The following is a 25025-nucleotide window of genomic DNA, read 5'->3' as shown; positions in this document are numbered from 1 at the left end:
ATATGACGACCCTCGACCTTGACCCTCAGACGCCAGCGGCTGAACTCAAAGGCCGTTCGCTCTGGCAAGATGCGCGCAACCGCTTTTTCCGCAACCGGGCCGCGCTCGCCTCGATGCCGATCCTTATTTTCGTCATCCTTTTCGCCGCGTTCGGACAGTATTTTGCGCAATGGTCCAACGAAGAAATCGATTGGTCCATGCTGGGCCAGTTCGAAACCATCGGCGGCCCCTCCTTTGAGAACGGACATTACTTTGGCGTCGATGAGACGGGCCGCGACATCTACGCCCGCACTGTTCAGGGCACGCGTATCTCGCTGATGATCGGCGTGATCGGGGCGCTTGTCTCGGTCGTGGTCGGTACGATCTATGGCGCGGTTGCAGGCTATATCGGCGGGAAGACCGATCAGATCATGATGCGGATTGTCGATGTCATGATGTCGATCCCCTACATGTTCGTTCTGATCCTTCTCCTCGTCGTCTTCGGCCGATCGATGTTCATGCTCTTTGTCGGCATCGGCCTGATCTCGTGGCTCGACATGGCTAGGATCGTCCGGGGCCAGACGCTGAGCATCAAGAATAAGGAGTTCGTCGAAGCCGCGATTGCCACCGGTGTGACGACCCCGGTCATCATCGCCCGCCATATCGTCCCGAACCTGCTGGGCGTCGTGATTGTTTATGCCACGTTGCTCGTGCCCTCGATGATCATCTTCGAAAGTTTCATCAGCTTTCTTGGTCTTGGCGTGCAAGAACCTGCCACAAGCTGGGGCGCGCTCATCAACTCCGGGACCGACCACATGCGCACGGCGCCCTGGAAGCTCTATTTCCCGCTCGCCTTTTTTGTCGTCACGCTCTTTGCCCTTTTCTTCATCGGCGACGGTCTGCGCGACGCCCTCGACCCGAAGGATCGCTGAGCGATGACGCTTCTTGAAATCGACAATCTCGGTGTGACCTTCGACACGGCAGATGGCGACGTCCACGCGGTCAATGGCCTATCGCTCAAGATCAATGAAGGGGAATCCCTCGCGATCGTAGGCGAAAGCGGATCGGGCAAAAGCCAAAGCGCCTTTGCCGTCATGGGCCTTCTGGCCAAGAACGGACGCGCCACCGGATCGGTCAAGCTCGATGGATCCGAGATCCTCGGCCTGCCCGAGCGCAAGCTCAACCGTATCCGGGCCGAACAGATAGCGATGATTTTCCAAGACCCGATGACGTCTCTCAATCCCTATCTGAAGATCGGCGCGCAAATGAGCGAGGTGCTGACCCTGCATAAGGGCATTTCCCGTAAGCAGGCGGAGGCCGAAAGCGTCCAGATGCTCGACGCCGTCCGCATCCCCGACGCCGCTGGCCGGCTGAACATGTATCCGCACGAGTTTTCCGGCGGCATGCGCCAGCGCATCATGATTGCCATTTCTCTGCTCTGCCGCCCGCGCCTTCTGATCGCGGACGAGCCGACGACAGCGCTCGATGTGACCGTGCAGGCGCAGATCATGACGCTACTGGCAGAGATTCAGAAGGAGTTCGGCACCGCCATGATCCTCATCACGCATGACCTTGGCATCGTCGCCGATGCCTGTGAGTGCACGATCGTGCTCTATGGCGGGCGGGTCATGGAACAGGGACCAACCGACGATCTCTTCGCCAAACCGACTCACCCCTACACGCTTGGCCTCCTCAAGGCCGTCCCGCGCCTCGATATCGATCAGGACGAGCTTGAGACGATCCCGGGCGAGCCCCCCGACATGTCCCGCCTGCCCGCAGGCTGCCCGTTCTGCCCGCGCTGCGGATTCTCCAAACCCCGATGTTCGACAACCCAGCCAGAGCTTCGCCTCGAAGGCCAGCTTCGCCGCGCATGCCACGCCGATGTCGCGGAGGTCGCCGCATGACCCTTCTGTCCGTTCGCAACCTCTCCGTCACCTTCGACGTCATGCCCCGCGGCGCCTGGCCCTGGACCAAACCGAACAAGCTGCAGGCCGTCACCGACGTCTCCTTCGATCTTGCGGCCGGCGAGACATTGGGCATTGTCGGCGAAAGCGGCTCGGGCAAATCCACGCTGGCCCGCGCCATCATCGGAACGGTGCCCGCCGCCTCTGGAGAGGTGATCTGGGAAGATACAGACCTGACCAAGATGTCGCCCCGCGACCGGCGCGCCCACCGGCGCGAGACCCAGATGATCTTTCAGGATCCGCTCGCCGCGCTCAATCCCCGGATGCCGGTGGGAGAGATCATCGCCGAGCCGCTCCTGACCCACTATCCGCAGACGTCGAAGAAAGAGGCCCGCACCAAGGTCGGCGAGATGATGGAGAGGGTCGGTCTTCTGCCCAACCTGCTCAACCGCTATCCGCACGAATTTTCCGGCGGCCAGTGCCAGCGGATCGGTATCGCCCGCGCGCTGATCCTGTCGCCCCGGCTCATCGTCTGCGACGAGCCTGTCTCGGCCCTCGATGTCAGCGTGCAGGCGCAGGTCGTCAATCTGCTCAAACGGATCCAGCGCGAGATGGGGCTGTCGATGATCTTCATCGCCCATGACCTCAGCGTGGTGAAGCACATCTCGGACCGCACACTAGTGATGTATCTGGGCCGCCAGATGGAGCGTGCGGATGCCCGCGCCATCGTCCGCGATCCCCATCATCCCTATACCCGCGCCCTCATCGCCTCCGCGCCGATCCCCGATCCGGTGCGCGAAAAGGCCCGTCACCGCCCCGTGCTCGAGGGCGAGCTGCCTTCTCCCCTCGATCCGCCTTCAGGCTGCGTCTTCCGTACGCGCTGCCCAATCGCCCGACCCGCCTGCGCCGAAGAGCGTCCCCCGCTGGTCGAGATCCGCCCTCAGCACGTGGTCGCCTGCCCCTATCACGACGAGCAGGAACCCTATCAAATCCTGCCCGCCGAGACCGAGCTTGCCTAGCGAGCGTCGGAAAGGCTCTGCCCGATCCTCATCAGCCTGACCGCCTCGGCGCGATACCCGAACGGATCCTCGCCCCGCGCGCCCTGCGCCAGCGCAATCGCCTCTTCCCAGCCCCAATCGCCGAGATAGCGCGCCTCCGTCAGAAGCTGCCCGAACCCGGCAATCGCAACGGCAAAGCGCACATCCTCGCTCGCCTCCTGCGGTGCCGCCGGGATCGGCATCTCCAGCAGCGCGCTCTGCGCCGCGCCCGGCGCCTTGTAGCGCAGCTTGAGATATCCCAGCTCATCCCGCGGCCCCGACACCACCGTCTCGGCGCTCTCTTCGGCACCATACCGCAGCGGCTCATTGCGGATAGCCGGGCTGCCCACCGGCGTCACCTCGTAGATCGCCGTCACCGTATGACCCGACCCGATCTCTCCGGCATCGACGGCGTCGTTGTTGAAGTCTTGCCGCGCCAGCCCGCGCGTCTCATAGCCCAGCAGCCGGTATTCCTGCACGACCGCCGGGTTGAACTCGACCTGCACCTTCACATCATCCGCGATGGGAAAGAGAGCGCCCGTCAGTTGCTCGACGAGCACCTTCTGCGCTTCGGCCACCGTATCGATATAGGCCGCCGTCCCGTTTCCGTTCTGCGCCAGCGCCTGCATCGTCGCATCGTCCAGATTGCCGCGGCCAAAGCCCAGCACCGACAGATACGTCCCCTCCCCGCGCCGCTCGCCGACATAGCGCGCCAGCGCGCCCGGATCGCTCGGCCCGACATTGAAATCGCCATCGGTCGCCAAAAGGATCCGGGAGACATCGCCCTCCTCAGACATCTGCGCCGCCAGCGCATAGGCCTGCTCCAATCCGGCCTGCCCCGCCGTGCCGCCGCGCGGCTGAAGCCCGTCCAGCGCCGTTAGGATCTGTGCCCGCGCTTCGGCTCGTGTCGGCTCGAGCACGACACCCGCATTGCCCGCATAGGCCACGATCGCGATCTCGTCCTCCGGCCGCAGCCGGTCCAGCATCAACGGCAACGCCTGCTTGAGCAGCGGCAGCTTGTTCGGCTGATCCATGGATCCCGATGTGTCGATCAGCAGGACAAGGTTCAGCGGTGGGCGCGCATCGGCCTCCAGGATCTGCCCCTGAAGCCCGATATGGACAAGCTGCGTGCCCTCGTTCCACGGCGTCTCCAGCACCGTCACCGACGGCCGGAACGGCGCCTCGCCCACACTCGGAGCAGGATAGTCATAGGGGAAATAGTTGATAATCTCCTCAATCCGCACCGCGCCCTCGGGCGGCAGAACTCCCGCCATCAGCGAGGACCGGACAATCCCATAGCTCGCCGTATCGACCTCGACCGAGAAGGTGGAGACAGGCGCCTCGAGAACCGTCTTCATCACAGACGGCTCGAACTCCGGGAAGGTATCGCCAGACTGACCAATGTGCCTTTGCGTGATCTCGATATCCTCAAGCATACGCTCAGGCCTTACAGTCAGTCCCGTCATGCCCTCGCTCGCGGTAGCGTCCCGCTCAAGCGACCGCGCAATGAGGTCCCGCCGCGATTGTCCGGACGGCTCTGCAGACAGCGCGAAGTTTTCCGTCTCCTCCAGAACTGGCTCGGTGCTCAATGCAGGTGGCGCCGACTGAGGGGCGATCGCTCGCGGAGCAACACTGTGCAGCACCTCCTGATCCGCCTCCGGCGCCGGATCTTCGCCAGGTGTCACCATCGGAGTAGGCACCGGCGGCATTGGCGGCTCGGGTACGGCGGACGGAGAAACCTCCGGCGCGACCGGCGCGCTCTCTGTCGCAGCCACCGACGGCGTCAATTCGACCTCCCCCGTCAGCCTGTCCGAGCCGGTTAAGGACCGATCGTTCATCAAAGGCGTCACCACGACCACGCCGACGGTCAGCGCTGCAATAGATCCGGTCGCGGCCAACGCCGCGCGCGAAGAGAGAAAATTCGAAACCATGTGCCAAATCCCTGTCTGTCCCGCCGCACCTTGCGGAGGGTCAGAGTTGAGACGCGCCTCGGTCTGAGATTCTTGGAGCCGGTCGAATTCTTCCATCGCTAGACGCATCGCAGCGCCTTTGGCCTCGGTCCCCGGCTTGTCAGAGGTCCTCTGCAACGCGGATTTGAGCTTCTCGAAATCGTCACTCATGCCAGATCCTCCGCGACCGCCACAGCCCGCAGTCGCCGTTTCACTTCACTCATCCGCCAGGCGACCGTGCCTTCCGATATCCCCAGAACCTCCGCCGCCGCGGCTTGCGTCATCTCCTCGCCAAGGATCAGGGCCACCGTATCGCGCAGATCCTCGGGCAGCTGCGACATCGTCTCGGCCAGCCAGGCCTTGCTGGCCTCCGCGTCCGACATCTCGGCCTGTCGGGCGATTTCCCAGTCGCCCCACCCCGCGCTCGCCTTGGCCCGGCTCGTCTCGCGCCTGCGCCAGTCATGCACCGCATTGACGACGACCCGGTAGAGCCAGGTGCGAAACCGCGCCCGCTTCTCGAATCCCGAGAGCTTTCCGGCCAGACCGATGCAGATATCCTGCGCCAGATCTTCGGCCACGTAACGATGCCCGGTCAGACGCAGGATCAGCCCGAAGATCATATCGTAATGCCGCTCAAGCAGCAGCGCGAACGCGTCGCGATCCCCCAAACCCGCGGCGCAGGCCAAATCCTCGTCAGCGGTTTCCATTCGCATCACATCCGTTTGACGCGCGCGGGACGCCGATCCTTGGGACGGCCCCCGCTTTTTTTATCCCGTCAGAACTAGCGGCTTACTTCTTCCACTTCACACCGCGGAAAATCCGGCCCGTGACGATGTTGTCATTGTAGCGCGCGATCAGCGACACCATCGCATCCATCTCGGCCTCATCCAGGAAATTCGGCTCCAGCCCCAGATCCAGAAGGCCCGTATGCGTGGGGTTGTAATGGTGCTCTTCCATCTCCTTGCGGGGATTGGGCAGGTTCTCGATCTTGACGTCATAGCCCAGCCGCTGACCCGAGGCCTGAACCCGCTCCGCCAGATCGTTGACGCTGAACGTCTCCACGAACTGGTTGAAGATCCGCAGCTCGCCCGGGTCGGCGGGCGTCTCCACGGCCAGTTGAACGCATTGCAGCGCATCGCGCAGATGCAGATAGCCCCGCGTCTGCCCGCCCTTGCCGTAGACCGTCAGAGGATAGCCCGCCACCGCCTGCACCATGAACCGGTTCAGCACGGTGCCAAAGATCTCGTCATAATTCAGGAACGAGTAAAGCCGCGCATCCTCGCCGCTCTCATTCGTGGCCAGCCCATAAACCGGCCCCTGCATCAGATCCGTGACCCGAAGCCCCCAGACCCGCACGTAAAACCACAGCAGATCCGTATCGAGCACCTTGGTCGTGTGATAAAGCGATCCGGCCGCGCGCGGGAACAGGAACTTGTCCTTGCGTCCTTTGTGATCAATCTCGATCCAGCCTTCCTCGATATCGATATTGGGCGTGCCGTACTCGCCCATCGTCCCCAGCTTCACCAAGTGCGCATCGGGGGTGTAGGCATTCATCGCCTGAATGACGTTGAACGTGACGCCCAGATTGTTGCGCAAGGTCAGATCCGCCGCCCGCCGGTCGATCATCGAATAGGGGGCCGAGGGTTGCTCGGCGTAGTGGATGATCGTCTCGGGCTTGAATTCCTCGAACACGCTTGAGATGAAATCCCAGTTATCCAGGTCGCCGATCTCGACCCCGACCGTCTTGCCCGAACTCTCCTCCCAGATCCGCGCCCGCTCATGCAGGTTAGGCACCTCGAAAAGCGCCTCGCTGTCGGTCTCGCGCATCAGATTGCGCCGCATGTAGTTGTCGGTGACCAGAACCTCGTGGCCTGCTGCCGACAGTTTCATCGCCGTCGGCCAGCCGATATAGCCGTCTCCGCCTAGGATAAGTACGCGCAAGGGATTTCCTTTCAGAAAGCTATGTCAGGGACGCTCTGAGATGAGAGGGAAGGACATCGGGCTCGCCCAGCAGATCGCGGATCTCATCGCGGCCCATCGGGGCCTCCCGGTCTGAATGATAGACCTTGTCAGAGGCTTCAAGCTGCATGTCCTCATAGACATACTGCTTGCGCTGCTCCTGCGTGTGACCGGCCGGAAGCACGATCAGAAACTTCTCCCCTTCGAGAAGCCGCCCACTCTCTTCGTCAGTGCTCAGTTCCTCCCAAAGCTTCTCCCCGGGCCGCGGCTGAGTGAACTTGATCTTGATATCACTTGGATTCTGATCCGTGATCGGAGCCAACAGATCTATCATCGACTGAGCCAGATCAGTGATCTTCAGCACTGGCATCTTGGTGATGAAGACCTCTCCACCCTTTGCGAGCGCCATGCTCTCGATCACGAGATCGGCCGATTGCTCCATCGTCATGACGAACCGTGTCATGCGTTCGTCCGTCACAGTCACAGGCCCGCCCGCCTCGATCTGGTGGCTGAAAAGCGGAACGACAGACCCACGCGAGCCCAGAACGTTCCCAAACCGCGTACAGGCAAAGGATGTCCGGCTTTCGGAGTTGCGCAGGAAGTTCATCGCCGTGAAAAGCCGCTCGCCCATCAGCTTGGACGTGCCCATCACATTGGTCGGATTCACGGCCTTATCCGAGGAGGTGAAGATCACCTTCTCCAGCCCGTTCGCCAGCGCCACGCGCCCAACGATCTCGCAGCCCAGAATGTTGACGTTGATCGCCGAAAACGGACTGCGCTCGCAGGAGGGTACATGTTTTAACGCCGCCGCATGAAAGCACAGATCCATGTTCGAGAATGTTCGCTGCATCTCGCGCTCGTCACAAATGTCGCAATGGAAAAACTCGACCCGCGGCTCGCCGTCATAGAGCCCTTCCATGTCGAAAAGCCCACTCTCGTTGTTGTCGACGACGCGAACCAGCGCCACATCGAGCCGCAGAAGCTGCCGAACAACCTCTCGCCCGACGGAGCCGACACCTCCCGTCACGATGATTCTCTTGTTTTGAAAGTAGGTATCGAAATTGGCCATATTGCTTTGCACCCGTGCCGGATGCGCCCCGCTTTGGAAATCAATAGTGACCCTCTACTTCGACGCGGCAAGAAGCAAAAGCCTTCCATGGAACCTTTGCTCGACAGCCCTCGGTTTTTTCGTAGCGCATGATCTCTGCGCAAAATAACGTCTCGTATGGCGGTATGGTTGTAAGCGTGAATCCTGCGCGATAGAGGACGTTATGGACCAGAGAACAGATCTCAACGCGGGACAAGCGGTCGCACAGGTAGGGCAGCCACGCCTTCATCGGACTTTCGACGTCGCGCCGGGCCGCCCTTACGAGCTCCGTCTGCGGCTAATCGATCGTGATCAAAACTCAGATTTCGTTCTAAACTACGCAGACGCAAGTATCCTTTTCTTCAATACCAGGGGGGATGTAATTCATCCCGAATGCTGCGGGGAAGAGCTTCAGATACCTCACCTCGACTCGCTGAGAGTCGAGGTCCTGCCCGGGTTCGACGGATCTGATCTGCATCGCGCTGCCGGCTTGTCTACACGGTACTTTATACCGCCGCCCCACGTTGTATCGGCGCAGATATTTGTCGATTGGCCTCAGGATAAAATCGATCTTCTGGACTGCTGTGCCATGTCGATCGACTGGGTTGGCCAGGGCAACGAGATAATTAGTTCCCTGAAAACTGCCTGCAGGATCAGAGAACAGCTATTTAGAGAGATGATCTCTCATTACCTTGAGACGGAAGATAGCTTCAACGATATATCCCGGATCCCGCTCGAACAGATGACTGCCATAGTGGACCAGTTTCAGCCAAGCGGAAGTTGGGACCCGGTCCTGAGCAAGCTTGATAAGTTGGTCCAGCAGGAGATCGACGATGCGGACCAACGACGCGAAAGGCTTCGAGCAGAGGCTCGAAAGAAGATCTCTATCGGATTTATTGGATCTGAACGAGCATATGCTCGACTCTCGTGCTTTGCCGATCTCCATCTTATCAGGGAAGCGGAGTTCGAATCTCAGCTCAAGTTTGGAGAATTTGATCGGCTCATTGTCGAAACAACCACGGAGCCACTTTGCGGAGAGTGGCGTCATAAGCTCTCTAGTCTGTCAGGAGAAATTCCCGAAATGGGAAGGCAGCTCCTCTCGAAAGCCACTGAGTTTGATCTTCCTACTTGCCTGTTTGCAACCGTCGGATCCGGGGAGTTTCACCTTTGGAGAGAACTTTCAGAGCAGGTCGGATCTGTCGTAATCGAGGGTATGGAGTCAGATTGGGATAAGGCAGACCTTTCGAAGGTTACATCTAGATTCATCAAGCCTGCGACAGAACCGTGTGCAAATGCCGCCTTGTGCGGTACCGATCCCGATACGAGGCTACTTGTTCCCGTCGCATCAGATGTCTTCAACGATCCTGAGTTTGCGGAATTTCTTCAAACCCAGACGTCCTATGGAACCCTCTTTACTGAGTATCATTACGATTTCGTCGCCCGCTCACTGAGAGAAAGGTTGCCTGGGATTACATTTGAGGCAGAACGGGCTTTATTCCATTCCCGCATGACAAAACTGATACAGGAAAGTCGTCTTGTTCTAATACCAGGATCATCGTTGCGGTCGAAAGAGCAACTTCTCGCCCTCCTACTTGATGCGATCGCATCTGGTAGCATTCCAGTTATTTTCGGCGAGACAGAGCTAAGATATCCAATTGTTGACGCGATCGATAGGGTTTGGGCCGCGTCTGAGTTACAAGAGCTTCAGCGTCTTTATAGGATACAGTGGTACTGGGAGCATCGTTGGCGCTTTCTCTTTCGAAAGGTGTGTGAGGATTATACCTGGAAGAGTGATGATCGCACTGCTATTTTTGGCAAGGATCCGCTGGATCCAGATTACGACGAACCTCTCATTACCGCAATAATCGTTTCCAAGAGACCGCAGCTTGTTGCCTCATGCATCGACGCATTTCGAAATCAGACAGCTCGAAAGAAGGAACTGATCGTAGTGCTCAATATGAGCACCGAACCCGAAAGCCTCCCCGCACTCGCGGAAAATGAGAGCGTTTTTCGCTTACCTCCTAACTGTACTGTTGGTCAATGTTTGAATGCTGGGGTCGCAAGCTCAAATGGAAAGTATTGGACAAAAATGGATGACGATGACTTCTATGTCGATACTTACCTTGAAGACCTACAAGCATATTTTCGCGCGACGCAGGCAGACTGCCTTGGACGACAAGCTGTATACTTCTACTTTGACGGCGCAAACGAGTCTCGAGCACGCGATTTTTTAACCAGACGTTGCTTTCGACTGGCCCGCGCTGGAAACTATCTGTCTGGAGCGACCTTGTCAGGTCGAGCAGATGTACCATTGATAGAATTCTCGGATCGGTTTAGAAATGCAGCGGACTCTATTTGGGTCGAGTCTGCTCACCAGGAGGGTTACCGTGTTGTTAGCTACGATAGCAGCTCCCTAACCGTCTTTCGAAACGCGGATGAGAGTTTTCATACCTGGAAAATGCCGGATCTACAGAATAGCCCCAGGCGCTTATCATATATAGGTCCGAACAATATCCACGCAGTTTTGAATGCGCACTCAGATGCTTACGACAATTAAAGATTCAATAGTTGCCTGTATGGCAACCTATCCTGATAGGTTTGACGTTCTCGAACGCTCTGCCCGCTCTATTTCAGGGCAGCTGGACCATCTATTTATATATGTGAACGAGACGCTTGACGGGTTTCCAGATCTTACCTCTTTGAAAAACGTCACGATACTTAATGGGGCCGAACATGAAGGGAATATCTCGGCGAATGGGAAGGTTTATCCGCTAAACCTACTATCGAACTGCCTTGTTTTCACTATAGATGATGACTTCATATATCCCTCTAACTACGTTTCAAAAATCAAATTCATCTTTAAAATCTGTAAGAATAATTGTTGTGTAGCGGTTCACGGTAGCATCTTACCACCAGAGCTAGAATGGTATTTCGATCGAACTCACGTTTTCGCCGCACGCGACTCTCTTTTAAGAGCCGAACTCGTAAATCTCGCTGGCAGCGGAACTTTTGCTTTTCATCAGTCGACGCTCAATACTAATTTTTCAGATTTTCAGCCTGACGTGCAAGTCGATTTAATCTTTAGTTCTCTTGCAAGGCAGCGAGGGTTGCCAATTTGGTCACCAAGCCGACCAAAGGACTGGCTGATTCCCTTACGACCAGATGGCTTGATGCAAGATATGAAGAAAGAAGTGACCTACCATACCTATGAAGCGCGAAAACTGGATTGGTCATTCTCGGTCTATCGCGACATTGCCACCAAGGCCCTACAGAAGAACGGTCGCCCGATGTCTGAGATCTATTCGGATCTGAATCTAAGCCAAGCTTTGATATCTGCTCTTGGGACAGGAAGAACCCCTGCTAACTGGCAAACTAGTAGGAAGAACTTTCTTGCCCGCAGAAATTATCTTCGCCTTCTTAGCCCCAAGGGACCGACCAGCCACAACGAGTATGGGAGCCAGATATGAGTTATGAGCTTGATGACCGACCCAACAATCAAGTGGCCGCCCCCGGCGACTCCAACGCTTTGAATAAGAGCAACGAACCGCTTGAAAAGCTCTACTCAACCCTAATGAAAGAGCGAGATAAGTTAGCAATTAGAAATGACGAGCTTAAGGCGACTAATATTGACCAACGGAGAACAATTGAAGAACTTAAAAGAATAACCAGTCGCACCTTGAAACTAGAAAGAAAATCAAATAATAGTTCCATCGATGCTCAACACGCAGCCGAGTATACTAGAAGTGTTATCAAGTCATCTACACGATGGAAAGTAGGGAATTTCCTGGTTAATCTCGTTCAAGCGCCAGCGAAACTCCTTAAACACCTACTACAAAGAAATCCATAGCAACTCCATATATCGATCTACTCGCTATAGTATGCAGAGGCGCTGTACGAAGATCGGTGCAGGCCTTATATCGTGTATATTCAATACTACTTGTCGGAATATCAGTCTAAGGCGGCTCACTCCAACTTCTCTAATAAGAGGAAAGTCACGATAATATGAGGCGATAATCAGTATGTTTTATTTATCTGCCAATAGCACGCTAAACGAACAAAATAGCAAAAATGACGCTAACTAAGCGTTCGATCAACGTCATCATGTATAGCACAGTTTCCTAACGACTAAAGGACCAGCTCCCTTAAACGCTTGTGCAAATGTATTTCATTTCCACGTAGTCCTCGATCCCAAATTTTGAGCCTTCGCGGCCGAGGCCGGATTGTTTGACGCCTCCAAAGGGAGCGACTTCGGTGGAGATGATGCCGGTGTTCACGCCGACGATGCCGTATTCGAGGGCCTCGGCGACCTTGGTCACGCGGGAAAGGTCCTTGGCGAAGAAATAGCTGGCGAGGCCGAAGATCGTGTCGTTGGCGAGCGCGATGACCTCGTCCTCGTCCTTAAAGCGGAAGAGGGGAGCGAAGGGGCCGAAGGTTTCCTCGGTCGAGACCTTCATGTCCTGGGTGGCTCCGGTGACGATGGTGGGCTGGAAGAACTGGCCACCAAGGGGGTGGGGCTTGCCTCCGGTGAGGACGGTCGCGCCTTTGGAGAGGGCATCGTCCAGGTGTTCTTGGACCTTCTCCAAGGCATCGGGTTCGATCAGGGGGCCGAGGTCGGTGCCGTCCGCGAGGCCGTCGCCGACCTTCATGTTTTCCACGGCCTTCTTCAGCTTCTCGGCGAAGGCATCATAGACGCCGTCCTGCACGTAGATGCGGTTGGCGCAGACGCAGGTCTGGCCGTTGTTGCGGAACTTGCAGGCGATGGCGCCTTCGACGGCGGCATCGAGATCGGCGTCGTCGAAGACGATGAAGGGGGCGTTTCCACCAAGCTCCATGGAGCATTTCATAACCTGATCGGCGGCCTGCTTGAGGAGGATACGGCCAACCTCAGTCGAGCCGGTGAAAGTGAGTTTGCGGACCTTCGGGTTCTCGCAAAACTCCTTGCCTGCCTCCGAGGAGGAGGTCGACGGTAAAACAGAGAAGACGCCTTTGGGCACGCCCGCCTCTTCAGCGAGGGCGGCCATCGCGAGAGCCGAAAGCGGGGTCAGCGAGGCGGGGCGGACGACGAAGCTGCAGCCGACGGCAAGCGCCGGGGCGACCTTGCGGGCGATCATGGCGTTGGGGAAGTTCCAAGGTGTGATCGCGGCGGCGACGCCGATCGGCTGACGGATCACCGTGAGGCGCTTGTCCGGCTGATGGCCGGGGATGGTTTCGCCGTAGACGCGCTTGGCCTCTTCTCCGAACCATTCGACGAACGCGGCGCCATAGGCGACCTCTCCGCGGGATTCGGTGAGCGGCTTGCCTTGCTCGGCGGTCATGAGAATAGCGAGGTCCTCCTGGTGCTCCATCATCAGATCGTACCAGCGGCGCAGGATCTGGGCGCGCTCCTTTGCCGTTTTCGCGGCCCAAGCGGGTTGGGCCGCATGGGCGGCGTCGATGGCTTGTGCTATCTCTTCTCTGGAGAGATCGGCGACATTGGCAATAATGTCACCGCGGGCGGGATTGGCGACCCCGAAGGTCTTACCGCTGCCAGCCTGCACCCAGTTGCCCGCGAGATAGGCATCTTCGCGCAACAATGATGGGGTCTTGAGCATTGATCGGATGTCGGTGGTATCATCGAGCATGGCGGCCTCCCTTGGCTTCGGGCCGGGCGGCCCCTTTGGGAGGATAGTATGGATATCGATGACGCCTATGCAAACATGTCGCATATTCCGGAGGGCGATGCCTATCCGGCGCGGTGGGCGCGGGCGGCGGAGGCCTTTCGGGCGCAGGTGAGGTGCGAGCTGGATCTGCCTTACGGAGAACATCCGCGCGAGGTGTTTGATTTGTTCCACCCAGATCGGATGGCCATGGGGCTGCTGGTTCTCGTGCATGGCGGCTATTGGATGCGCTTCGACAAGTCCGATTTCTCGCATTTGGCCGCCGGCGCGGTGGCGCGAGGCTGGGCGGTGGCGATGCCGTCCTATCCGCTGGCGCCCGAAATGCGCGTGCGGCGGATCTTCAAGGGGCTGCGCGACGGGATGGGCCGGGTTCTGGAGCGGGTGCCGGGGCCAGTCGTGCTGGCGGGTCATTCGGCGGGTGGGCAGCTGGTGCTGCGGCTTGCGTGTCGGAAGTCACGATTCGAAGGGCGCGAGCGGGTCGAACGGGTTATGGCAATCTCGCCGATCACCGATCTGCGGCCGCTGACGCACACTTCGATGAATGAGATTTTGCAGCTGACCCGCGAGGAGGCAGTTCGCGAGAGCCCTGCGCTCAGGCACCGGCGCAAAGGGATCGACATTTCCGTCTGGGTCGGCGCGAATGAGCGGCCCGCCTTTCTTGAGCAGGCGCGCGGCATCGCGCAGACCTGGGACGGCGTGGAACTGATCGAAGAGCCAGAGAGGCATCATTTCAATGTCATCGACGGGCTGGAAGAGGCAGAAAGCGGGATGACCCGGCGACTTCTACGGGATCTAAATTGAGCCGCACGCTATCGCCATGGACTGGTCTGACGCAGGGATTAAGAGCGGGTCTCGCGGCTATTCCGGGTAGAAGGCAGGTTCTTCTGGGTACGCCTTTCACTCACCAAGCTCAAAGGACAAACCAGATGGAGGAGCGATGATCGAGTTCAGCAAATCGAATGAAGTGCCGTACGGGATCTTCAGTCCTCTTTTTATGCGGTCCATGACGTTCGAGGGCGTTACGACCCCCAGCGCGGAACATGCGTTTCAATACGGCAAACCAAAGCGCGAGGCCGTAAGGGACTGGATGCTGGCCGCGCCGTCGCCGTCTCTCCTGGCCGTATTAAGTGCCGCCTTGCCGACTTGGGAGATCAACAAAGGGTGGTCTCGAGGCGTTTACGACCGCATGGAGGCGATCACGCGCAGCAAGTTCGACCAGCATGAGGATCTTGCAAGAGTGCTGGAGAATAGTAGCGATGAGCCTTTGATATATCGGCCGCAGCATGTTTCGACGCCTAATCGGTATTCGGGCTTAATCGACGGAGATGGAGAGAATGCTTTAGGCCAGATCCTCATGAAGATAAGAGAGGAGCGTCGCCGAAGATGAAAGAACTTGTCTACTGCGACGACGGGATGACGCGGTGCTCGTATCGGATCGATGACCCGTATTTCACGGAATATCACGATACGCAGTTCGGCCGTCCGACATCCGACGATCGCCTGATCTTTCGCAAGATCTGTATAGAGATCTTTGCCGCCGGTCTTTCATTTCATGGCGTCTTGGCCAAGATGGAGGTGATGGACGCCGCTTATCATCGGTTCGAGATCGACCGCGTGGCGGGGTTCTCTGATGCGGATGTCGAACGGCTGATGGCGGATGAGGCGCTGATCCGCAATCGCCGCAAGATCGACGCGGTGATCAACAATGCCCGGTGCGCCAAGGGGATCATCTCGGAGTTCGGATCGCTCGGCGCATTCGTCTGGCAGTACGAGCCGGACCCCGCGTCTCGTCCAAATGTCATTGATTACAAGAGCATCGAGGAGAACACCCAGTCGGACTATTCCGTGCGGTTGGCCAAGGACCTGAAGACACACGGGTTCAAATTCGTCGGTCCCGTTTCGATGTATGGTGTGTTGCAGGGCTGCGGTCTGATCAACGATCACTTCCACGGTTGCGACTTCCGCAACGCCTGTGAGGCGGACCGCGCGGCGTTCGATGTGCCTAAACCGAAATAGCGTTATCCAAAGAGGAGACGGGGTCGAGATCGACTCCCAAGCCATCTAGACTGGTATCCGGTTCAGGAGATAGTCGCGGCAAAGCCGGATTAGTCAGAATCTCAGGGCAACGCCCTGGCCTATTCCGCCGCCAGACCTTCGGTGAATTGCAGGCGGGCGAGGCGGGCGTAAAGGCCGCCTTCGGCGACGAGTTGGTCGTGGGTGCCGGTCGCGGCGATGCGGCCCTGATCGAAGACGACGATGCGGTCGGCTTTCTTCACGGTTGCGAGGCGGTGCGCGACGATGATCGTCGTGCGGTCCCGGCTGAGCGCCTCGACGGCGCGCTGGACGGCGCTTTCGCTTTCCGCATCGAGGGCCGAGGTCGCCTCGTCCAGCAGCAGGACGGGGGCGTCGCGCAGGATGGCGCGGGCGATGGCGATGCGCTGTTTCTGCCCGCCCGAGAGCATCACGCCACGCTCGCCGACATAGCTGTCATAGCCGTCCGGGAGAGCGGTCAGGAAGTCATGGGCGGCGGCGGCCTTGGCGGCGGCCTCGATCTCGGAATCGGTGGCGTTGGGCCGTCCGAAGCGGATATTCTCGCGCGCGGTCGCGGCGAAGATGACCGGATCCTGCGGCACCAGCGCCATGAGCTTGCGGAACTCGGTGCGGGCGATGTCGATGAGCGGGATACCGTCGAGCGTGATGCGGCCCGATTGCGGATCATAGAACCGAAGGAGGAGCTGGATGATCGTCGTCTTGCCCGCGCCGGAGGGACCGACAAGGGCCACCGTCTCTCCGGGGCTGACGGTCAGGTCCACGCCATCGAGCGCGGCGACGCCGGGCCGGGCGGGATAGGAGAAGGTGACATCCTCGAAGCAGATCTCTCCTTCATGCAGGTCGGGAAGCCTCTGGCTGGTGGCCGGATCGCGGACGGTATCCTCGACATTGAGCAGCTCAACCAGTCGTTCGGTGGCGCCAGCGGCGCGTTGCAGCTCGCTCCAGATTTCGGAGAGGGCCGCCGTCGCACCGGCAACCATGATGGCGTAGATCAGGAACTGCACTAGCTCTCCGATCGTCATGATCTCGGCGCGGACGTCGCGGGCGCCGATCCAGAGAACCCCGACGATGCCCGAGAAAACGAAGAAGATGACGATCGCCACCATGACCGAGCGGACGGCAATGCGTTTGCGCGCGGCGACGAAGCTTTTCTCGGTGACGTCGGCAAACATGGCACGCGACGGGGTTTCATGGGTGAAGGCCTGGACGGTCTGGACCGAGAGCAGCGCCTCGGAGCCGTTGGCCGAGGAGGCGGCAATCCAGTCCTGGTTTTCTTTCGATAGGCGCCGGACGCGGCGGCCCAGCGTCAGGATCGGCACGAGGATGAGCGGGACCAGCAGAAGGACCAGGCCCGAGAGCTTGGGCGAAGTGTAGAACATTAGAACTAAACCGCCGAAAAGCATCAGGATGTTACGCAGTGCGATGGAGACCGACTGGCCGATCACCGACAGCAGGAGAGTCGTGTCGGTCGTGATGCGCGAAAGCACCTCTCCAGTCATGATCTTTTCGTAAAAGGCCGGAGACATCCCGATCATCCGGTCGAATACCGCCTTACGGATGTCGGCGACGACGCGTTCCCCGATCCGGGTGACGAGGTAGTAGCGGAGCGCCGTGCCGACGGCGAGAAGCGCCGCGATCCCGAGGGCCGCGCCGAAATACTGGTCAAGCAGCAGCACGTCCCCTTCGAAATTGTCGACGACGCGGCGGACGGCGAGCGGCAGCACGAGGCTGACACAGGCGGTCAGGACCAATGCGAAGATCGCCGCCGCGATCATCACCTTATAAGGCGCCATGAACGGCAAGAGGCTACGCAGGGCGCCGATGCGTTTGGATTTGGCGCGCTCTTCAGTTTGATTGGGAGGGGTCGCCATGGGCTCCGGGCTTTCGAGTCACTGGCTCTGATAGGGTGGCAGGACCGCGTGGACCATGCGACGCTTTGGAGCGGGTAGCGGGAATCGAACCCGCACCAAGAGCTTGGAAGGCTCGTGTGATACCATTTCACCATACCCGCCGCTCATCATTCGTATAGGGCGGTCCGAGGGGGAGGTGCAAGAGGCTGGGCGCTTCCATTTCTTAACAGTTCCTTCGCACTTTCATGCAATATCAATAGCCGGGTGGTTATAGAGAGGATTGCAGCGAATGATTATTGACGGGAAGGACAGATTCATCCCGGCACGGACCGAGGTGGATGAACTAGAAGACGCGATCGGAAATGTGGATCAGCTGGCGGTCTCCCTGATCAAATCGAGTAGGGACTGCATAAAAGTCCTGGATCAGGAGGGCGTGCTTATCTTCATGAGTGAGAACGGTCAGTGCGCGATGGAGATTAGTAACTATGAAGTGGTGCGCGGACAGCTTTGGTCTGCGCTTTGGCCCAAAGAACTAGCAGGCGAGATCGAGCAACTTGTTGACATCGCTCGCGGCGGACAGCGTGGGGAGATCGTGGCGGGCTGCCCGACCGGACGAGGACGCCTGAAGGTCTGGCAGGTCTTCACGAGCCCGATCCATATCACAGGAACAGGTCCTTCGGACCGGATCCTATCGGTTTCCCGTGATATCACTATCGGATGGCAGGCTGGAAAGTGGCCGGATGCAATCATCGCTCCATCCATAGCGCATCTTCCAACCTGAACTGTTCTGATTTCCAACGTAAGCCGCCGGTCCATCTAGGTCGGCGGCTTTTGTTTGTGCAAATTTGGTCTTCAGGTCCTGCGTAAGTATAAAGCCAGCTCTTTCAAGAAAGGCACGCGCCATAGGATAAACCTCAATCTTTCTCAAGTCAGCTCAGGCACATCTGGGACTACCGCTCCATCGTTTTATCAAACCTAGAGATCGGTTGCCCGCCCTGGATGAAACGACGGAAAACACAACTATTTTAACGAAAGCTCCTAGAGTTACCGGCCCGTTAACCGAACGTTTGGATTTTCGTACAAAAACGAGGGTAGCGCACATACGGTAAGGGGACAGTTTAGTGCTTTTAGATAGACGATTAACGCAGACCGGCCAATCGGCCGAATTCAGATCATTGGATAAACCCTGCGCAGCTGCGTTGATCCGGGCCATGACCTATCCGGCCGTGCTTTTGGATAAAGATGGAAGAATCAGCGCGATGAACCAGCGCGCCGCGGAGAAAACGGAAACCACATCGCCCGATCACGTTACAGGACTTCTGTGGAGCCAGCTCTGGCCCTCTGAAATCGAGGAGATAATTGACCAATCGGTCCGCGACGCTGCGATGTGCGGAAAGGCCGACCTTACAGCAGGATGCAGGGCAGGCCCGGGGGACGGGGTGATCCTGGATATGGAGATAACCGCTCGGGACGGTTTGATCTTCGTGACAATGAGCGATGCGACAGAAGCTTGGCGGCGCGGGGACCGTCCTCAGGCCCATGTCGCGCGATCGCTTAGGATAGGTCGTCTCTACGCGATGCAGCGTGTCGCCTAGCTGCTCTGTGCGAAGGCAGGGACCAGTCTTACGCTGGTCCCTGCCGTTTGGATTTTGACCTAAGCGGTTACTGACCCACGATCGTGATGCGACCGTCAGTGTAGGGTGTAAATGGGCCGCTTGCCGCAAGGTACTCTGCCGTTACATCGGCAAGATCGGGCCCGAAATCATAAGCGTTTGCGGCCGTTTCGAACATCGAATACCCGTCCCCTCCATTGCGGACGTAGTTGTTGGAGACCAGAAGGTAGCTTTGCTCAGGATCGAGCGGTTCTCCAGCTATCATGACGTCGGACACACGGCTGCCTGGCTCCTGCGATAGATCGGCAGTGAAGGTCATCCCCGCGACCTGAGGAAAGCGACCCGCCCCCTCTTCGACCTGGCCGACGCCGTTTTCGAGGGCGGCAAGGATGTCCTCGCCCGTCACTTCGAAGGTGGCCAGGGTGTTCTGGAAAGGCAGAACCGTCAGCACCTCGCCCATGGTAATCTCGCCCGCATCGATCGAGGCGCGCAAACCACCGCCGTTCTGGATTGCGGCAACGACGCCCTGATCGGCCACACGGTCGAGCATAGCATCGGCAACGAGTGTACCCATAGGGCATTCTTGCACGCGGCAGACCGTCCGATCCCCTTCGATCGCCTCGGAAGTTTCGGCTACGACGCGAGTCTTCATTTCCTCGATCGGAGCGCCGAGTTCCGCGATACGGGCAACGATCGCTTCGTCTTCTTCAACTGATGCATCAAGAAGGATCGTGTCGCCCGTCGCGTCGAGGACATTGCCCTCATCGTCGAAGGTGACAGTCAGATGGCCGACATATTTGGAATAGGCATAGGCCTGTACAACGGGCGTGTCGCCAACCATGGTCGGATAGGCCATTGCGCCCTCTTCGGTATTCGAAAAGAGCGTGTGCGAGTGACCGCCGACCATTACGTCGACCCCGTCAACCGCCTCGGCGATCTCCATATCCTTGGTCGCGCCAACATGGGTCAATGCAATGATCTTGGTTACCCCCTGCTCTTCAAGCGATTGCACATCCGCAGCCAGCGCGTCGATCTCGTCTTGGAAGACCACATCTTCTCCCGGAGAAGAGGTCTCGACCGTGTCAGTGGCCAGGGCCGAGACAATGCCGATCCGCTCGCCGCCGATTTCGAGGATCGTGTGATCTTCGACCTGACCTTGCAGACTGTCCGATTGGCTAAGATCCAGGTTGCCGCCGAGGATTGGGAACTCGACCCCTTCGGTCAGCTTCAGCAGACCTTCATTGCCATCGTCAAATTCGTGGTTGCCGACCGCCATCGCATCGAAGCCGATGAGATTCATCATCTCAATCGCCACATCGCCCTTGTAGGTCGTGTAAAAGAGCGAGCCCTGATACTGGTCGCCCGCATCCAGAACGACGATGTTCTCGCCCGACAGCTCTTCGCGCAGCTGTTCGATCATGGTCTCGACCCGCGCGATCCCGCCAAAGCATTCGCCTGCCTCGTTATCCTCGGCAGAACAGGTGGAATCGAAGCGGTTGATCGGCTCGATCCGGCTGTGCAGGTCGTTGATATGGACGATGTGTAACGTGTAATCAGCGGACGCGGCGCCTGCGGTAAGCGCGAGGGTCGCGGTGGCTGCAAGGAAACGGGTCATTCTTTTTACTCTCCTGTTGAATCATCCCCCCTGGGAGACGGAACGATGATGACACCATTGTTGCCGGTTTGCGAAGGGGTTTGGCGGTTGACCCCTGGGCAGGCGCGCGGCAGGGAGGGGATATGCTGATTTACAAGGTACTTCGGGCTGAAGAATGGGCGGATCTTGCCTCGACCGGGCAGATTGCGGGCGCTCCGGTCGATCTGGCGGACGGGTTCATCCATTTCTCGACCGCCGATCAGGTGGCCGAGACGCTGGCCAAACATTTCGCGGGGGCGGCGGATCTGGTGATCTGCGCGTGCCATACGGACGATCTGGGCGCTGATCTGAAATGGGAGCCGTCGCGGGGCGGCGCCTTGTTTCCGCATTTATATCGGGCGCTGCGGTTGAAGGAGGTGCGCTGGCAAGAGGGGCTGGTTATGGCGGGCGGGCAGCATGTGCTGCCGGACCGGGTGGAATGAGCGTGCTGGAGCGGGCGGCTTTGGCCGCGCTTCACTGGCTGGATCCCGAGCGGGCGCATGGGCTGGCGCTGCGGGCCTTGCGCAGCGGGATCGTGCCGCGTCCGGGTCCGGTGACGAGCGGGCGATTGGCGGTCGATCTGGTGGGGATGGCGCTGCCCAACCCGGTAGGGTTGGCGGCGGGGTTCGACAAGAATGCGGAGGCCGTCGGGCCGCTCGGTCGGGCGGGGTTCGGGTTCATCGAGGTGGGCGCCGCGACCCCCCTGCTCCAGCCGGGCAACCCCGGCCCGCGGCTGTTCCGGCTGACCGAGGATGCGGGCGTGATCAATCGGTTCGGGTTCAACAATGACGGAACCGATGTGATCGCGCGCCGTCTGGCGGCGCAGCCCTGCGCGGTGCCGCTAGGTCTGAACCTCGGGGCCAATAAGGAGAGCGCGGATCGGGCAGGCGATTTCGCGGCGGTCCTAGAGCGGTGCGGGGGCTTGTGCGATTTCGTGACGGTGAATGTCTCCTCGCCCAACACCGAACGGCTGCGGGATCTGCAAGGCGCGGAGGCGCTGGCTGCGCTTCTGGCCCGGGTGGTCGAGGCGAACCGCGCGCTGGAGCGGCCTGCGGCGGTGTTCCTGAAGATCGCGCCGGATCTGGACGAGAGCGCTCTGGACGATGTGGCGGGCGTGGCGGAGGCGGCCGGAATCGATGGGATCGTGGCGACCAACACGACGCTGGACCGGGAGGGGCTTCAGAGCGCGCATCGTGGCGAGGCGGGCGGGCTGTCAGGACAGCCGCTGTTCGAGAAGTCGACGCGGGTGCTGGCCGGGCTGGCGCGCCGGACGTCGCTGCCGCTGATCGGGGTCGGAGGCGTCGCCTCGGGAGAGCAGGCCTACTCGAAAATTAAGGCGGGCGCCTCGGCGGTGCAGCTTTATACCGGGCTTGTTTATGGCGGACTGGGGCTTGCCAGACGGATCGCGTGTGATCTCGATCTACTTTTGGAACGGGACGGCTACGGGTGCGTTAGCGAGGCGACCGGAACGGAGACGGCGCTTTGGACATGACCTTGATCTGGCACAATCCCGATTGCTCGAAATCGGTGCGAGCGCTGGAACTGCTCCAGGAGGCCGGGGCGCATCCGCAGGTTCGGCTTTATCTGCGCCAGCCGCCAACGGTAGAGGAGCTGCGGCAGGCACGGGAGGCGCTGGGGGTTCATGCGATCGAGATGATCCGGACGGGTGAGCCGCTCTTTCGGGATCTGGATCTGGCCGATGGCGATGAAGAGGCGCTGCTCTCGGCGATGGCGGCCCATCCGGCTCTGATCGAGCGGCCCGTCATCTTTTCCGGCGGCAAGGCTGTGATCGGACGCCCGCCCGAGGCGGTACTGGATCTGCTGGGGGAAAGATCCTTCTAGAAGGATCTTGTTTGCAAAATCTTCTCGAAGATTTTGGGCTGCACAATTTTCTAGAAAATTGTGCTACGCGGCGGCCCGCTCGAGGGCGGGATAGCGCGCGCCGAGCGTCAGGCCGCGGACGACAAAGCTGAGCAAGAGGGCGATCCAGAGACCGTGATTGGCGAAGGCCTGCATCAGCGGCCAGAGCGCGACCGCATAGACCAGCGCCGAGAGGATCATCATGTTGCGCATGTCCCGCGAACGGGTCGCCCCGATGAAAATCCCGTCGAGCATCCAGGCGGCGACCCCCAGGATCGGGGCGGCGATCATCCAGGGCAGGTAAGCCCGGGCGGCCTGCTGGACCTCCGGGGCCGTGGTCAAGCGGTCGATGATGGCGGGACCGGCGGCCCAGAAGAGGATCGCGAGGAGCGTGCAAATGGCCAGTCCCCAGAAGCTGGTCAGAAGAGAGCCGCGCCGGACGGCTCTGGGGCGTTTGGCCCCCATCGCTTGGGCGACGATGGCTTCGGCGGCGAAGGCGAAGCCGTCCATCGCGTAGGCGGTCACGAAGAGGAACTGAACGAGGATCTGATTGGCGGCCTGCGGGACCTCTCCAAAATAGCCGCCAAGTAGCATGAAGCTGAGAAAGATCGCCTGCAGCAGGACCGAGCGGATCATGATGTCGGTGTTGACGATAGCCATCCGCTTGAGCTTGTCGGGCTCGAGGATCCGGGTCCGATCACGCCAGACCGGTCGGGCGAACGCGTCCCGTGCAAGCCAGAGCGCCAGAGCGAGCCCCGTCCATTCGGCGACGAAGGTGGCCGCCGCGACGCCCGGAACGCCCCAGCCGAGACCAAGCACGAAAAGAACGCTGAGCGCGATGTTAAAGCCGTTCATCCAGAGCTGGATGACGAGGACGGCGCGGGTGCGTTCCTGCGCGATGAGCCAGCCGGTCAGCCCGTAGAGCGAAATCGCGGCGGGGGCCGACCAGATGCGGATCGTCATGTAATCACGCGCCAGCGCCTCAACTTGCGGCGTGGAGGGCGAAAGCGCCATGGCGCCGGCAAAGAGCGGCCATTGCAAAACGATCAGCGCGATGCCTGCCGCAGCCCCGATCAAGAGCGCGCGGGTGAGCAGCAGCGAGACCTCGTCGCGGTTTTCCGCGCCAATGGCTTGTCCAACAAGGCCAGTAGTGCCCATGCGCAGGAAGCCGAAGATCCAGTAGATCGCAGTAATCATCGCGGCGCCGACACCAACCGCGGCAATGGGGGCCGCCTCGCCCATCTGACCGACGACGCCTGTATCGACGAGCCCAAGGATCGGGACCGTGGCGTTGGACAGCACGATGGGACCGGCGACCTTCAGGACGCGCCGGTTGGTGATCGGGGTGGGTTCAGCTCTCTCTGCCATTTGTGTGGTCGGGCGCACGGACGTGCTGCGGGGCCTCGTCTGGAGAGGAGGGCATCAGGAAATGCCCCGTGGCCTGCGCAAAGAGACGGGAGCGGTTGTCCTGCCACGCTTCGACATGAACCGACGCATAGCGGCGGCCCGAGCGGTTGACGCGGGCGCGGGCATAGGCGTCGCGCGGCAGACCGGAGCGGAGATAATCGACGGTAAAGTCGATGGTCTTGGGCAGGCGCGGCAGGCGCGTGGCATCGGCATCGATCCGGCCGGCCTCGATATCTTCCCACAGCATGGCCCAGCTCAGTTCGATGATCGCGGTCGTCTCGAGAAAGGCCGCCGTCACCCCGCCATGGAGCGCGGGCAGGATCGGGTTGCCGATGAGCTTGTCGTCGAAAGGCAGGATCGCAGTCAGCTCGTCGCCGCGGCGGTCAAAGGTGATGCCAAGGAACTGGATATAAGGCACGCCGCCGACCAGCGCCTCGAGGGCGGCGTCGCGGCGCTGTTTGACCTGCTGGACGGGATCGGGGCGCTTCATAGCGCACGCTCGATCGTGAAAGCGCCGGTCGCGGCGGCGACGGGGCGGTCCGTGTCCTCGTCGGTGGCGGTGGCGCGCACGAAGGCGACCGAGCGGGTGACGTGATAGCATTCGGCGCGCGCGGTGATCGTCTGGCCGGGCGTCGCCGCGCGCATGTAATCGATCCGCAGATCGATGGTCGCCGTTCCGATGGGCTGCGAGGGGTGGCACATCACGGCAGCGCCGCCGCAGGTATCCATCAGCGCCGAGACGGCTCCGCCATGGATGACGCCGGTTTCTGGATCGCCGACAAGGCGGTCGTCATAGGCCATTGCGATAGTCGCGCGGCCTTCTTCGATCTCGGTTAGCGTCATACCCAACGCCCGTGCATGGGGGATAGCTTCGATGAACTGGCGCGCGAGTTTGGCCACATCGGTCATTTGGGACCCCTTCTTGCTGTTTCACGTTGTGGCGGTGGGCGGCTCCGGCTTCAAGGTCAAACACTCTGATTGTGCCTTGCAGATTGTCCGACGAGCCCGATGGCACTAGCATAGGCAAAGGGAGCACGT

General features: G+C 59.7%; 24 protein-coding genes and 1 tRNA gene. 14 read left to right on the top strand and 11 right to left on the bottom strand.

Translation table 11 applies throughout. The features are described from left to right. The first annotated feature begins 2 nt into the window (after positions 1–2). Genes AAD018_RS04535 through AAD018_RS04525 form a run of 3 tightly spaced genes read left to right on the top strand, consistent with a single transcriptional unit; the run spans position 3 to position 2902 of the window. The gene (locus tag AAD018_RS04535; protein WP_367313310.1) at positions 3–911 is read left to right on the top strand and encodes an ABC transporter permease subunit; all 909 of its coding nucleotides are present in this window, start codon (positions 3–5) and stop codon (positions 909–911) included. Positions 912–914: 3 nt separating this feature from the next. Next, on the top strand, positions 915–1883 hold the full coding sequence (locus AAD018_RS04530) for an oligopeptide/dipeptide ABC transporter ATP-binding protein (RefSeq protein WP_367313311.1): 969 nt from the start codon (positions 915–917) through the stop codon (positions 1881–1883). Further along, a complete protein-coding gene (locus AAD018_RS04525) occupies positions 1880–2902 on the top strand; it encodes an oligopeptide/dipeptide ABC transporter ATP-binding protein (RefSeq protein ID WP_367313312.1) in 1023 nt (340 codons plus the stop codon). Before AAD018_RS04530 ends, AAD018_RS04525 begins: the two co-directional genes overlap by 4 nt. Here AAD018_RS04525 and AAD018_RS04520 read toward each other — a convergent pair. From AAD018_RS04520 to AAD018_RS04505, 4 genes are all read right to left on the bottom strand, one after another. Beyond that, positions 2899–5040 carry a vWA domain-containing protein gene (locus AAD018_RS04520; RefSeq protein ID WP_367313313.1) on the bottom strand — a complete coding sequence of 714 codons (2142 nt, stop codon included), beginning with the start codon at positions 5038–5040 and terminating at the stop codon, positions 2899–2901. The two genes, AAD018_RS04525 and AAD018_RS04520, sit on opposite strands and share 4 nt — an antisense overlap. After that, complete coding sequence (locus AAD018_RS04515) at positions 5037–5576, bottom strand: RNA polymerase sigma factor (RefSeq protein ID WP_367313314.1); 540 nt, start codon at positions 5574–5576, stop codon at positions 5037–5039. The genes AAD018_RS04520 and AAD018_RS04515 overlap by 4 nt, the downstream gene beginning before the upstream one ends. Before the next feature lie 82 nt (positions 5577–5658). After that, positions 5659–6810, bottom strand: coding sequence for an NAD-dependent epimerase/dehydratase family protein (locus AAD018_RS04510; RefSeq protein WP_367313315.1), 1152 nt, complete (start codon positions 6808–6810; stop codon positions 5659–5661). 19 nt (positions 6811–6829) lie between these two features. Then, positions 6830–7855, bottom strand: a complete 1026-nt coding sequence (locus tag AAD018_RS04505) for a polysaccharide biosynthesis protein (RefSeq protein ID WP_367313316.1) — start codon at positions 7853–7855, stop codon at positions 6830–6832. A 649-nt stretch (positions 7856–8504) separates the two neighbouring features. Here AAD018_RS04505 and AAD018_RS04500 point away from each other — a divergent pair. From AAD018_RS04500 to AAD018_RS04490, 3 genes are read left to right on the top strand one after another with little or no spacing between them, the layout of a single operon-like run. Continuing rightward, on the top strand, positions 8505–10472 hold the full coding sequence (locus AAD018_RS04500) for a glycosyltransferase family 2 protein (RefSeq protein ID WP_412005177.1): 1968 nt from the start codon (positions 8505–8507) through the stop codon (positions 10470–10472). Next, a complete protein-coding gene (locus AAD018_RS04495) occupies positions 10444–11382 on the top strand; it encodes a hypothetical protein (RefSeq protein WP_367313318.1) in 939 nt (312 codons plus the stop codon). The genes AAD018_RS04500 and AAD018_RS04495 overlap by 29 nt, the downstream gene beginning before the upstream one ends. Beyond that, on the top strand, positions 11379–11762 hold the full coding sequence (locus tag AAD018_RS04490) for a hypothetical protein (RefSeq protein WP_367313319.1): 384 nt from the start codon (positions 11379–11381) through the stop codon (positions 11760–11762). Before AAD018_RS04495 ends, AAD018_RS04490 begins: the two co-directional genes overlap by 4 nt. A gap of 295 nt (positions 11763–12057) precedes the next feature. Here AAD018_RS04490 and AAD018_RS04485 read toward each other — a convergent pair whose 3' ends face one another. Continuing rightward, on the bottom strand, positions 12058–13536 hold the full coding sequence (locus tag AAD018_RS04485; protein ID WP_367313320.1) for an NAD-dependent succinate-semialdehyde dehydrogenase: 1479 nt from the start codon (positions 13534–13536) through the stop codon (positions 12058–12060). 48 nt (positions 13537–13584) lie between these two features. Between AAD018_RS04485 and AAD018_RS04480 the strand changes: the two genes are divergently transcribed. The 3 genes from AAD018_RS04480 (at position 13585) to AAD018_RS04470 (ending at position 15588) form a co-directional block, all read left to right on the top strand. Then, on the top strand, positions 13585–14373 hold the full coding sequence (locus AAD018_RS04480; protein WP_367313321.1) for an alpha/beta hydrolase: 789 nt from the start codon (positions 13585–13587) through the stop codon (positions 14371–14373). A gap of 136 nt (positions 14374–14509) precedes the next feature. Then, complete coding sequence (locus AAD018_RS04475; protein ID WP_367313322.1) at positions 14510–14959, top strand: NADAR domain-containing protein; 450 nt, start codon at positions 14510–14512, stop codon at positions 14957–14959. Next, a complete protein-coding gene (locus AAD018_RS04470) occupies positions 14956–15588 on the top strand; it encodes a DNA-3-methyladenine glycosylase I (protein WP_367313323.1) in 633 nt (210 codons plus the stop codon). Before AAD018_RS04475 ends, AAD018_RS04470 begins: the two co-directional genes overlap by 4 nt. 119 nt (positions 15589–15707) lie before the next feature. Here AAD018_RS04470 and AAD018_RS04465 read toward each other — a convergent pair whose 3' ends face one another. Both AAD018_RS04465 and AAD018_RS04460 read right to left on the bottom strand, forming a co-directional pair. Continuing rightward, positions 15708–17495 (bottom strand): ABC transporter transmembrane domain-containing protein, encoded by a 1788-nt coding sequence (locus AAD018_RS04465; RefSeq protein ID WP_367313324.1) that lies wholly within the window; start codon positions 17493–17495, stop codon positions 15708–15710. Between the two features lie 66 nt (positions 17496–17561). Next, positions 17562–17635: transfer RNA gene (locus tag AAD018_RS04460), tRNA-Gly, on the bottom strand. A 128-nt stretch (positions 17636–17763) separates the two neighbouring features. Between AAD018_RS04460 and AAD018_RS04455 the strand changes: the two genes are divergently transcribed. Further along, the gene (locus AAD018_RS04455; RefSeq protein ID WP_367313325.1) at positions 17764–18255 is read left to right on the top strand and encodes a PAS domain-containing protein; all 492 of its coding nucleotides are present in this window, start codon (positions 17764–17766) and stop codon (positions 18253–18255) included. Positions 18256–18685: 430 nt separating this feature from the next. Next, positions 18686–19069 (top strand): PAS domain-containing protein, encoded by a 384-nt coding sequence (locus AAD018_RS04450; RefSeq protein WP_367313326.1) that lies wholly within the window; start codon positions 18686–18688, stop codon positions 19067–19069. A 67-nt stretch (positions 19070–19136) separates the two neighbouring features. On the opposite strand, the gene AAD018_RS04445 is transcribed toward AAD018_RS04450, so the two are convergent. Beyond that, positions 19137–20702 (bottom strand): bifunctional metallophosphatase/5'-nucleotidase, encoded by a 1566-nt coding sequence (locus tag AAD018_RS04445; protein ID WP_367313327.1) that lies wholly within the window; start codon positions 20700–20702, stop codon positions 19137–19139. Between the two features lie 122 nt (positions 20703–20824). On the opposite strand from AAD018_RS04445, the gene AAD018_RS04440 reads away from it, so the two are divergent. The 3 genes from AAD018_RS04440 to arsC are packed head-to-tail and all read left to right on the top strand — an operon-like array spanning position 20825 to position 22562. After that, complete coding sequence (locus tag AAD018_RS04440) at positions 20825–21163, top strand: DUF952 domain-containing protein (protein ID WP_367313328.1); 339 nt, start codon at positions 20825–20827, stop codon at positions 21161–21163. Beyond that, on the top strand, positions 21160–22212 hold the full coding sequence (locus AAD018_RS04435) for a quinone-dependent dihydroorotate dehydrogenase (RefSeq protein ID WP_367313329.1): 1053 nt from the start codon (positions 21160–21162) through the stop codon (positions 22210–22212). The genes AAD018_RS04440 and AAD018_RS04435 overlap by 4 nt, the downstream gene beginning before the upstream one ends. Then, complete coding sequence (arsC, locus tag AAD018_RS04430; protein ID WP_367313330.1) at positions 22209–22562, top strand: arsenate reductase (glutaredoxin); 354 nt, start codon at positions 22209–22211, stop codon at positions 22560–22562. Before AAD018_RS04435 ends, arsC begins: the two co-directional genes overlap by 4 nt. A 63-nt stretch (positions 22563–22625) precedes the next feature. Here arsC and AAD018_RS04425 read toward each other — a convergent pair whose 3' ends face one another. Genes AAD018_RS04425 through AAD018_RS04415 form a run of 3 tightly spaced genes read right to left on the bottom strand, consistent with a single transcriptional unit; the run spans position 22626 to position 24896 of the window. After that, complete coding sequence (locus AAD018_RS04425) at positions 22626–23948, bottom strand: MATE family efflux transporter (RefSeq protein WP_367313331.1); 1323 nt, start codon at positions 23946–23948, stop codon at positions 22626–22628. Further along, complete coding sequence (locus AAD018_RS04420; protein WP_367313332.1) at positions 23932–24477, bottom strand: PaaI family thioesterase; 546 nt, start codon at positions 24475–24477, stop codon at positions 23932–23934. The genes AAD018_RS04425 and AAD018_RS04420 overlap by 17 nt, the downstream gene beginning before the upstream one ends. Further along, positions 24474–24896: a PaaI family thioesterase gene (locus tag AAD018_RS04415; protein ID WP_367313333.1), complete on the bottom strand. Its 423-nt coding sequence runs from the start codon at positions 24894–24896 to the stop codon at positions 24474–24476. The genes AAD018_RS04420 and AAD018_RS04415 overlap by 4 nt, the downstream gene beginning before the upstream one ends. Between the last annotated feature and the right edge of the window lie 129 nt (positions 24897–25025).

Origin of the sequence: Aestuariibius insulae (assembly GCF_040783535.2) — a bacterium.
In the GTDB taxonomy this organism is placed as follows: Bacteria; Pseudomonadota; Alphaproteobacteria; order Rhodobacterales; family Rhodobacteraceae; genus Aestuariibius; species Aestuariibius insulae.
The sequence above is the reverse complement of the archived record's forward strand: the minus strand, read 5'-3'. Positions and strand labels throughout refer to the sequence as shown.

Excerpts from the sequence above, each read along its gene's own strand:
- AAD018_RS04535 (WP_367313310.1), top strand. The coding sequence starts at position 3 with ATGACGACCCTCGACCTTGACCCTCAGACGCCAGCGGCTGAACTCAAA.
- AAD018_RS04530 (WP_367313311.1), top strand. The coding sequence starts at position 915 with ATGACGCTTCTTGAAATCGACAATCTCGGTGTGACCTTCGACACGGCA.
- AAD018_RS04525 (WP_367313312.1), top strand. The coding sequence starts at position 1,880 with ATGACCCTTCTGTCCGTTCGCAACCTCTCCGTCACCTTCGACGTCATG.
- AAD018_RS04520 (WP_367313313.1), bottom strand. The coding sequence starts at position 5,040 with ATGAGTGACGATTTCGAGAAGCTCAAATCCGCGTTGCAGAGGACCTCT.
- AAD018_RS04515 (WP_367313314.1), bottom strand. The coding sequence starts at position 5,576 with ATGGAAACCGCTGACGAGGATTTGGCCTGCGCCGCGGGTTTGGGGGAT.
- AAD018_RS04500 (WP_412005177.1), top strand. The coding sequence starts at position 8,505 with ATGTCGATCGACTGGGTTGGCCAGGGCAACGAGATAATTAGTTCCCTG.
- AAD018_RS04495 (WP_367313318.1), top strand. The coding sequence starts at position 10,444 with ATGCGCACTCAGATGCTTACGACAATTAAAGATTCAATAGTTGCCTGT.
- AAD018_RS04490 (WP_367313319.1), top strand. The coding sequence starts at position 11,379 with ATGAGTTATGAGCTTGATGACCGACCCAACAATCAAGTGGCCGCCCCC.
- AAD018_RS04485 (WP_367313320.1), bottom strand. The coding sequence starts at position 13,536 with ATGCTCGATGATACCACCGACATCCGATCAATGCTCAAGACCCCATCA.
- AAD018_RS04480 (WP_367313321.1), top strand. The coding sequence starts at position 13,585 with ATGGATATCGATGACGCCTATGCAAACATGTCGCATATTCCGGAGGGC.
- AAD018_RS04475 (WP_367313322.1), top strand. The coding sequence starts at position 14,510 with ATGATCGAGTTCAGCAAATCGAATGAAGTGCCGTACGGGATCTTCAGT.
- AAD018_RS04470 (WP_367313323.1), top strand. The coding sequence starts at position 14,956 with ATGAAAGAACTTGTCTACTGCGACGACGGGATGACGCGGTGCTCGTAT.
- AAD018_RS04465 (WP_367313324.1), bottom strand. The coding sequence starts at position 17,495 with ATGGCGACCCCTCCCAATCAAACTGAAGAGCGCGCCAAATCCAAACGC.
- AAD018_RS04455 (WP_367313325.1), top strand. The coding sequence starts at position 17,764 with ATGATTATTGACGGGAAGGACAGATTCATCCCGGCACGGACCGAGGTG.
- AAD018_RS04450 (WP_367313326.1), top strand. The coding sequence starts at position 18,686 with ATGACCTATCCGGCCGTGCTTTTGGATAAAGATGGAAGAATCAGCGCG.
- AAD018_RS04445 (WP_367313327.1), bottom strand. The coding sequence starts at position 20,702 with ATGACCCGTTTCCTTGCAGCCACCGCGACCCTCGCGCTTACCGCAGGC.
- AAD018_RS04440 (WP_367313328.1), top strand. The coding sequence starts at position 20,825 with ATGCTGATTTACAAGGTACTTCGGGCTGAAGAATGGGCGGATCTTGCC.
- AAD018_RS04435 (WP_367313329.1), top strand. The coding sequence starts at position 21,160 with ATGAGCGTGCTGGAGCGGGCGGCTTTGGCCGCGCTTCACTGGCTGGAT.
- arsC (WP_367313330.1), top strand. The coding sequence starts at position 22,209 with ATGACCTTGATCTGGCACAATCCCGATTGCTCGAAATCGGTGCGAGCG.
- AAD018_RS04425 (WP_367313331.1), bottom strand. The coding sequence starts at position 23,948 with ATGGCAGAGAGAGCTGAACCCACCCCGATCACCAACCGGCGCGTCCTG.
- AAD018_RS04420 (WP_367313332.1), bottom strand. The coding sequence starts at position 24,477 with ATGAAGCGCCCCGATCCCGTCCAGCAGGTCAAACAGCGCCGCGACGCC.
- AAD018_RS04415 (WP_367313333.1), bottom strand. The coding sequence starts at position 24,896 with ATGACCGATGTGGCCAAACTCGCGCGCCAGTTCATCGAAGCTATCCCC.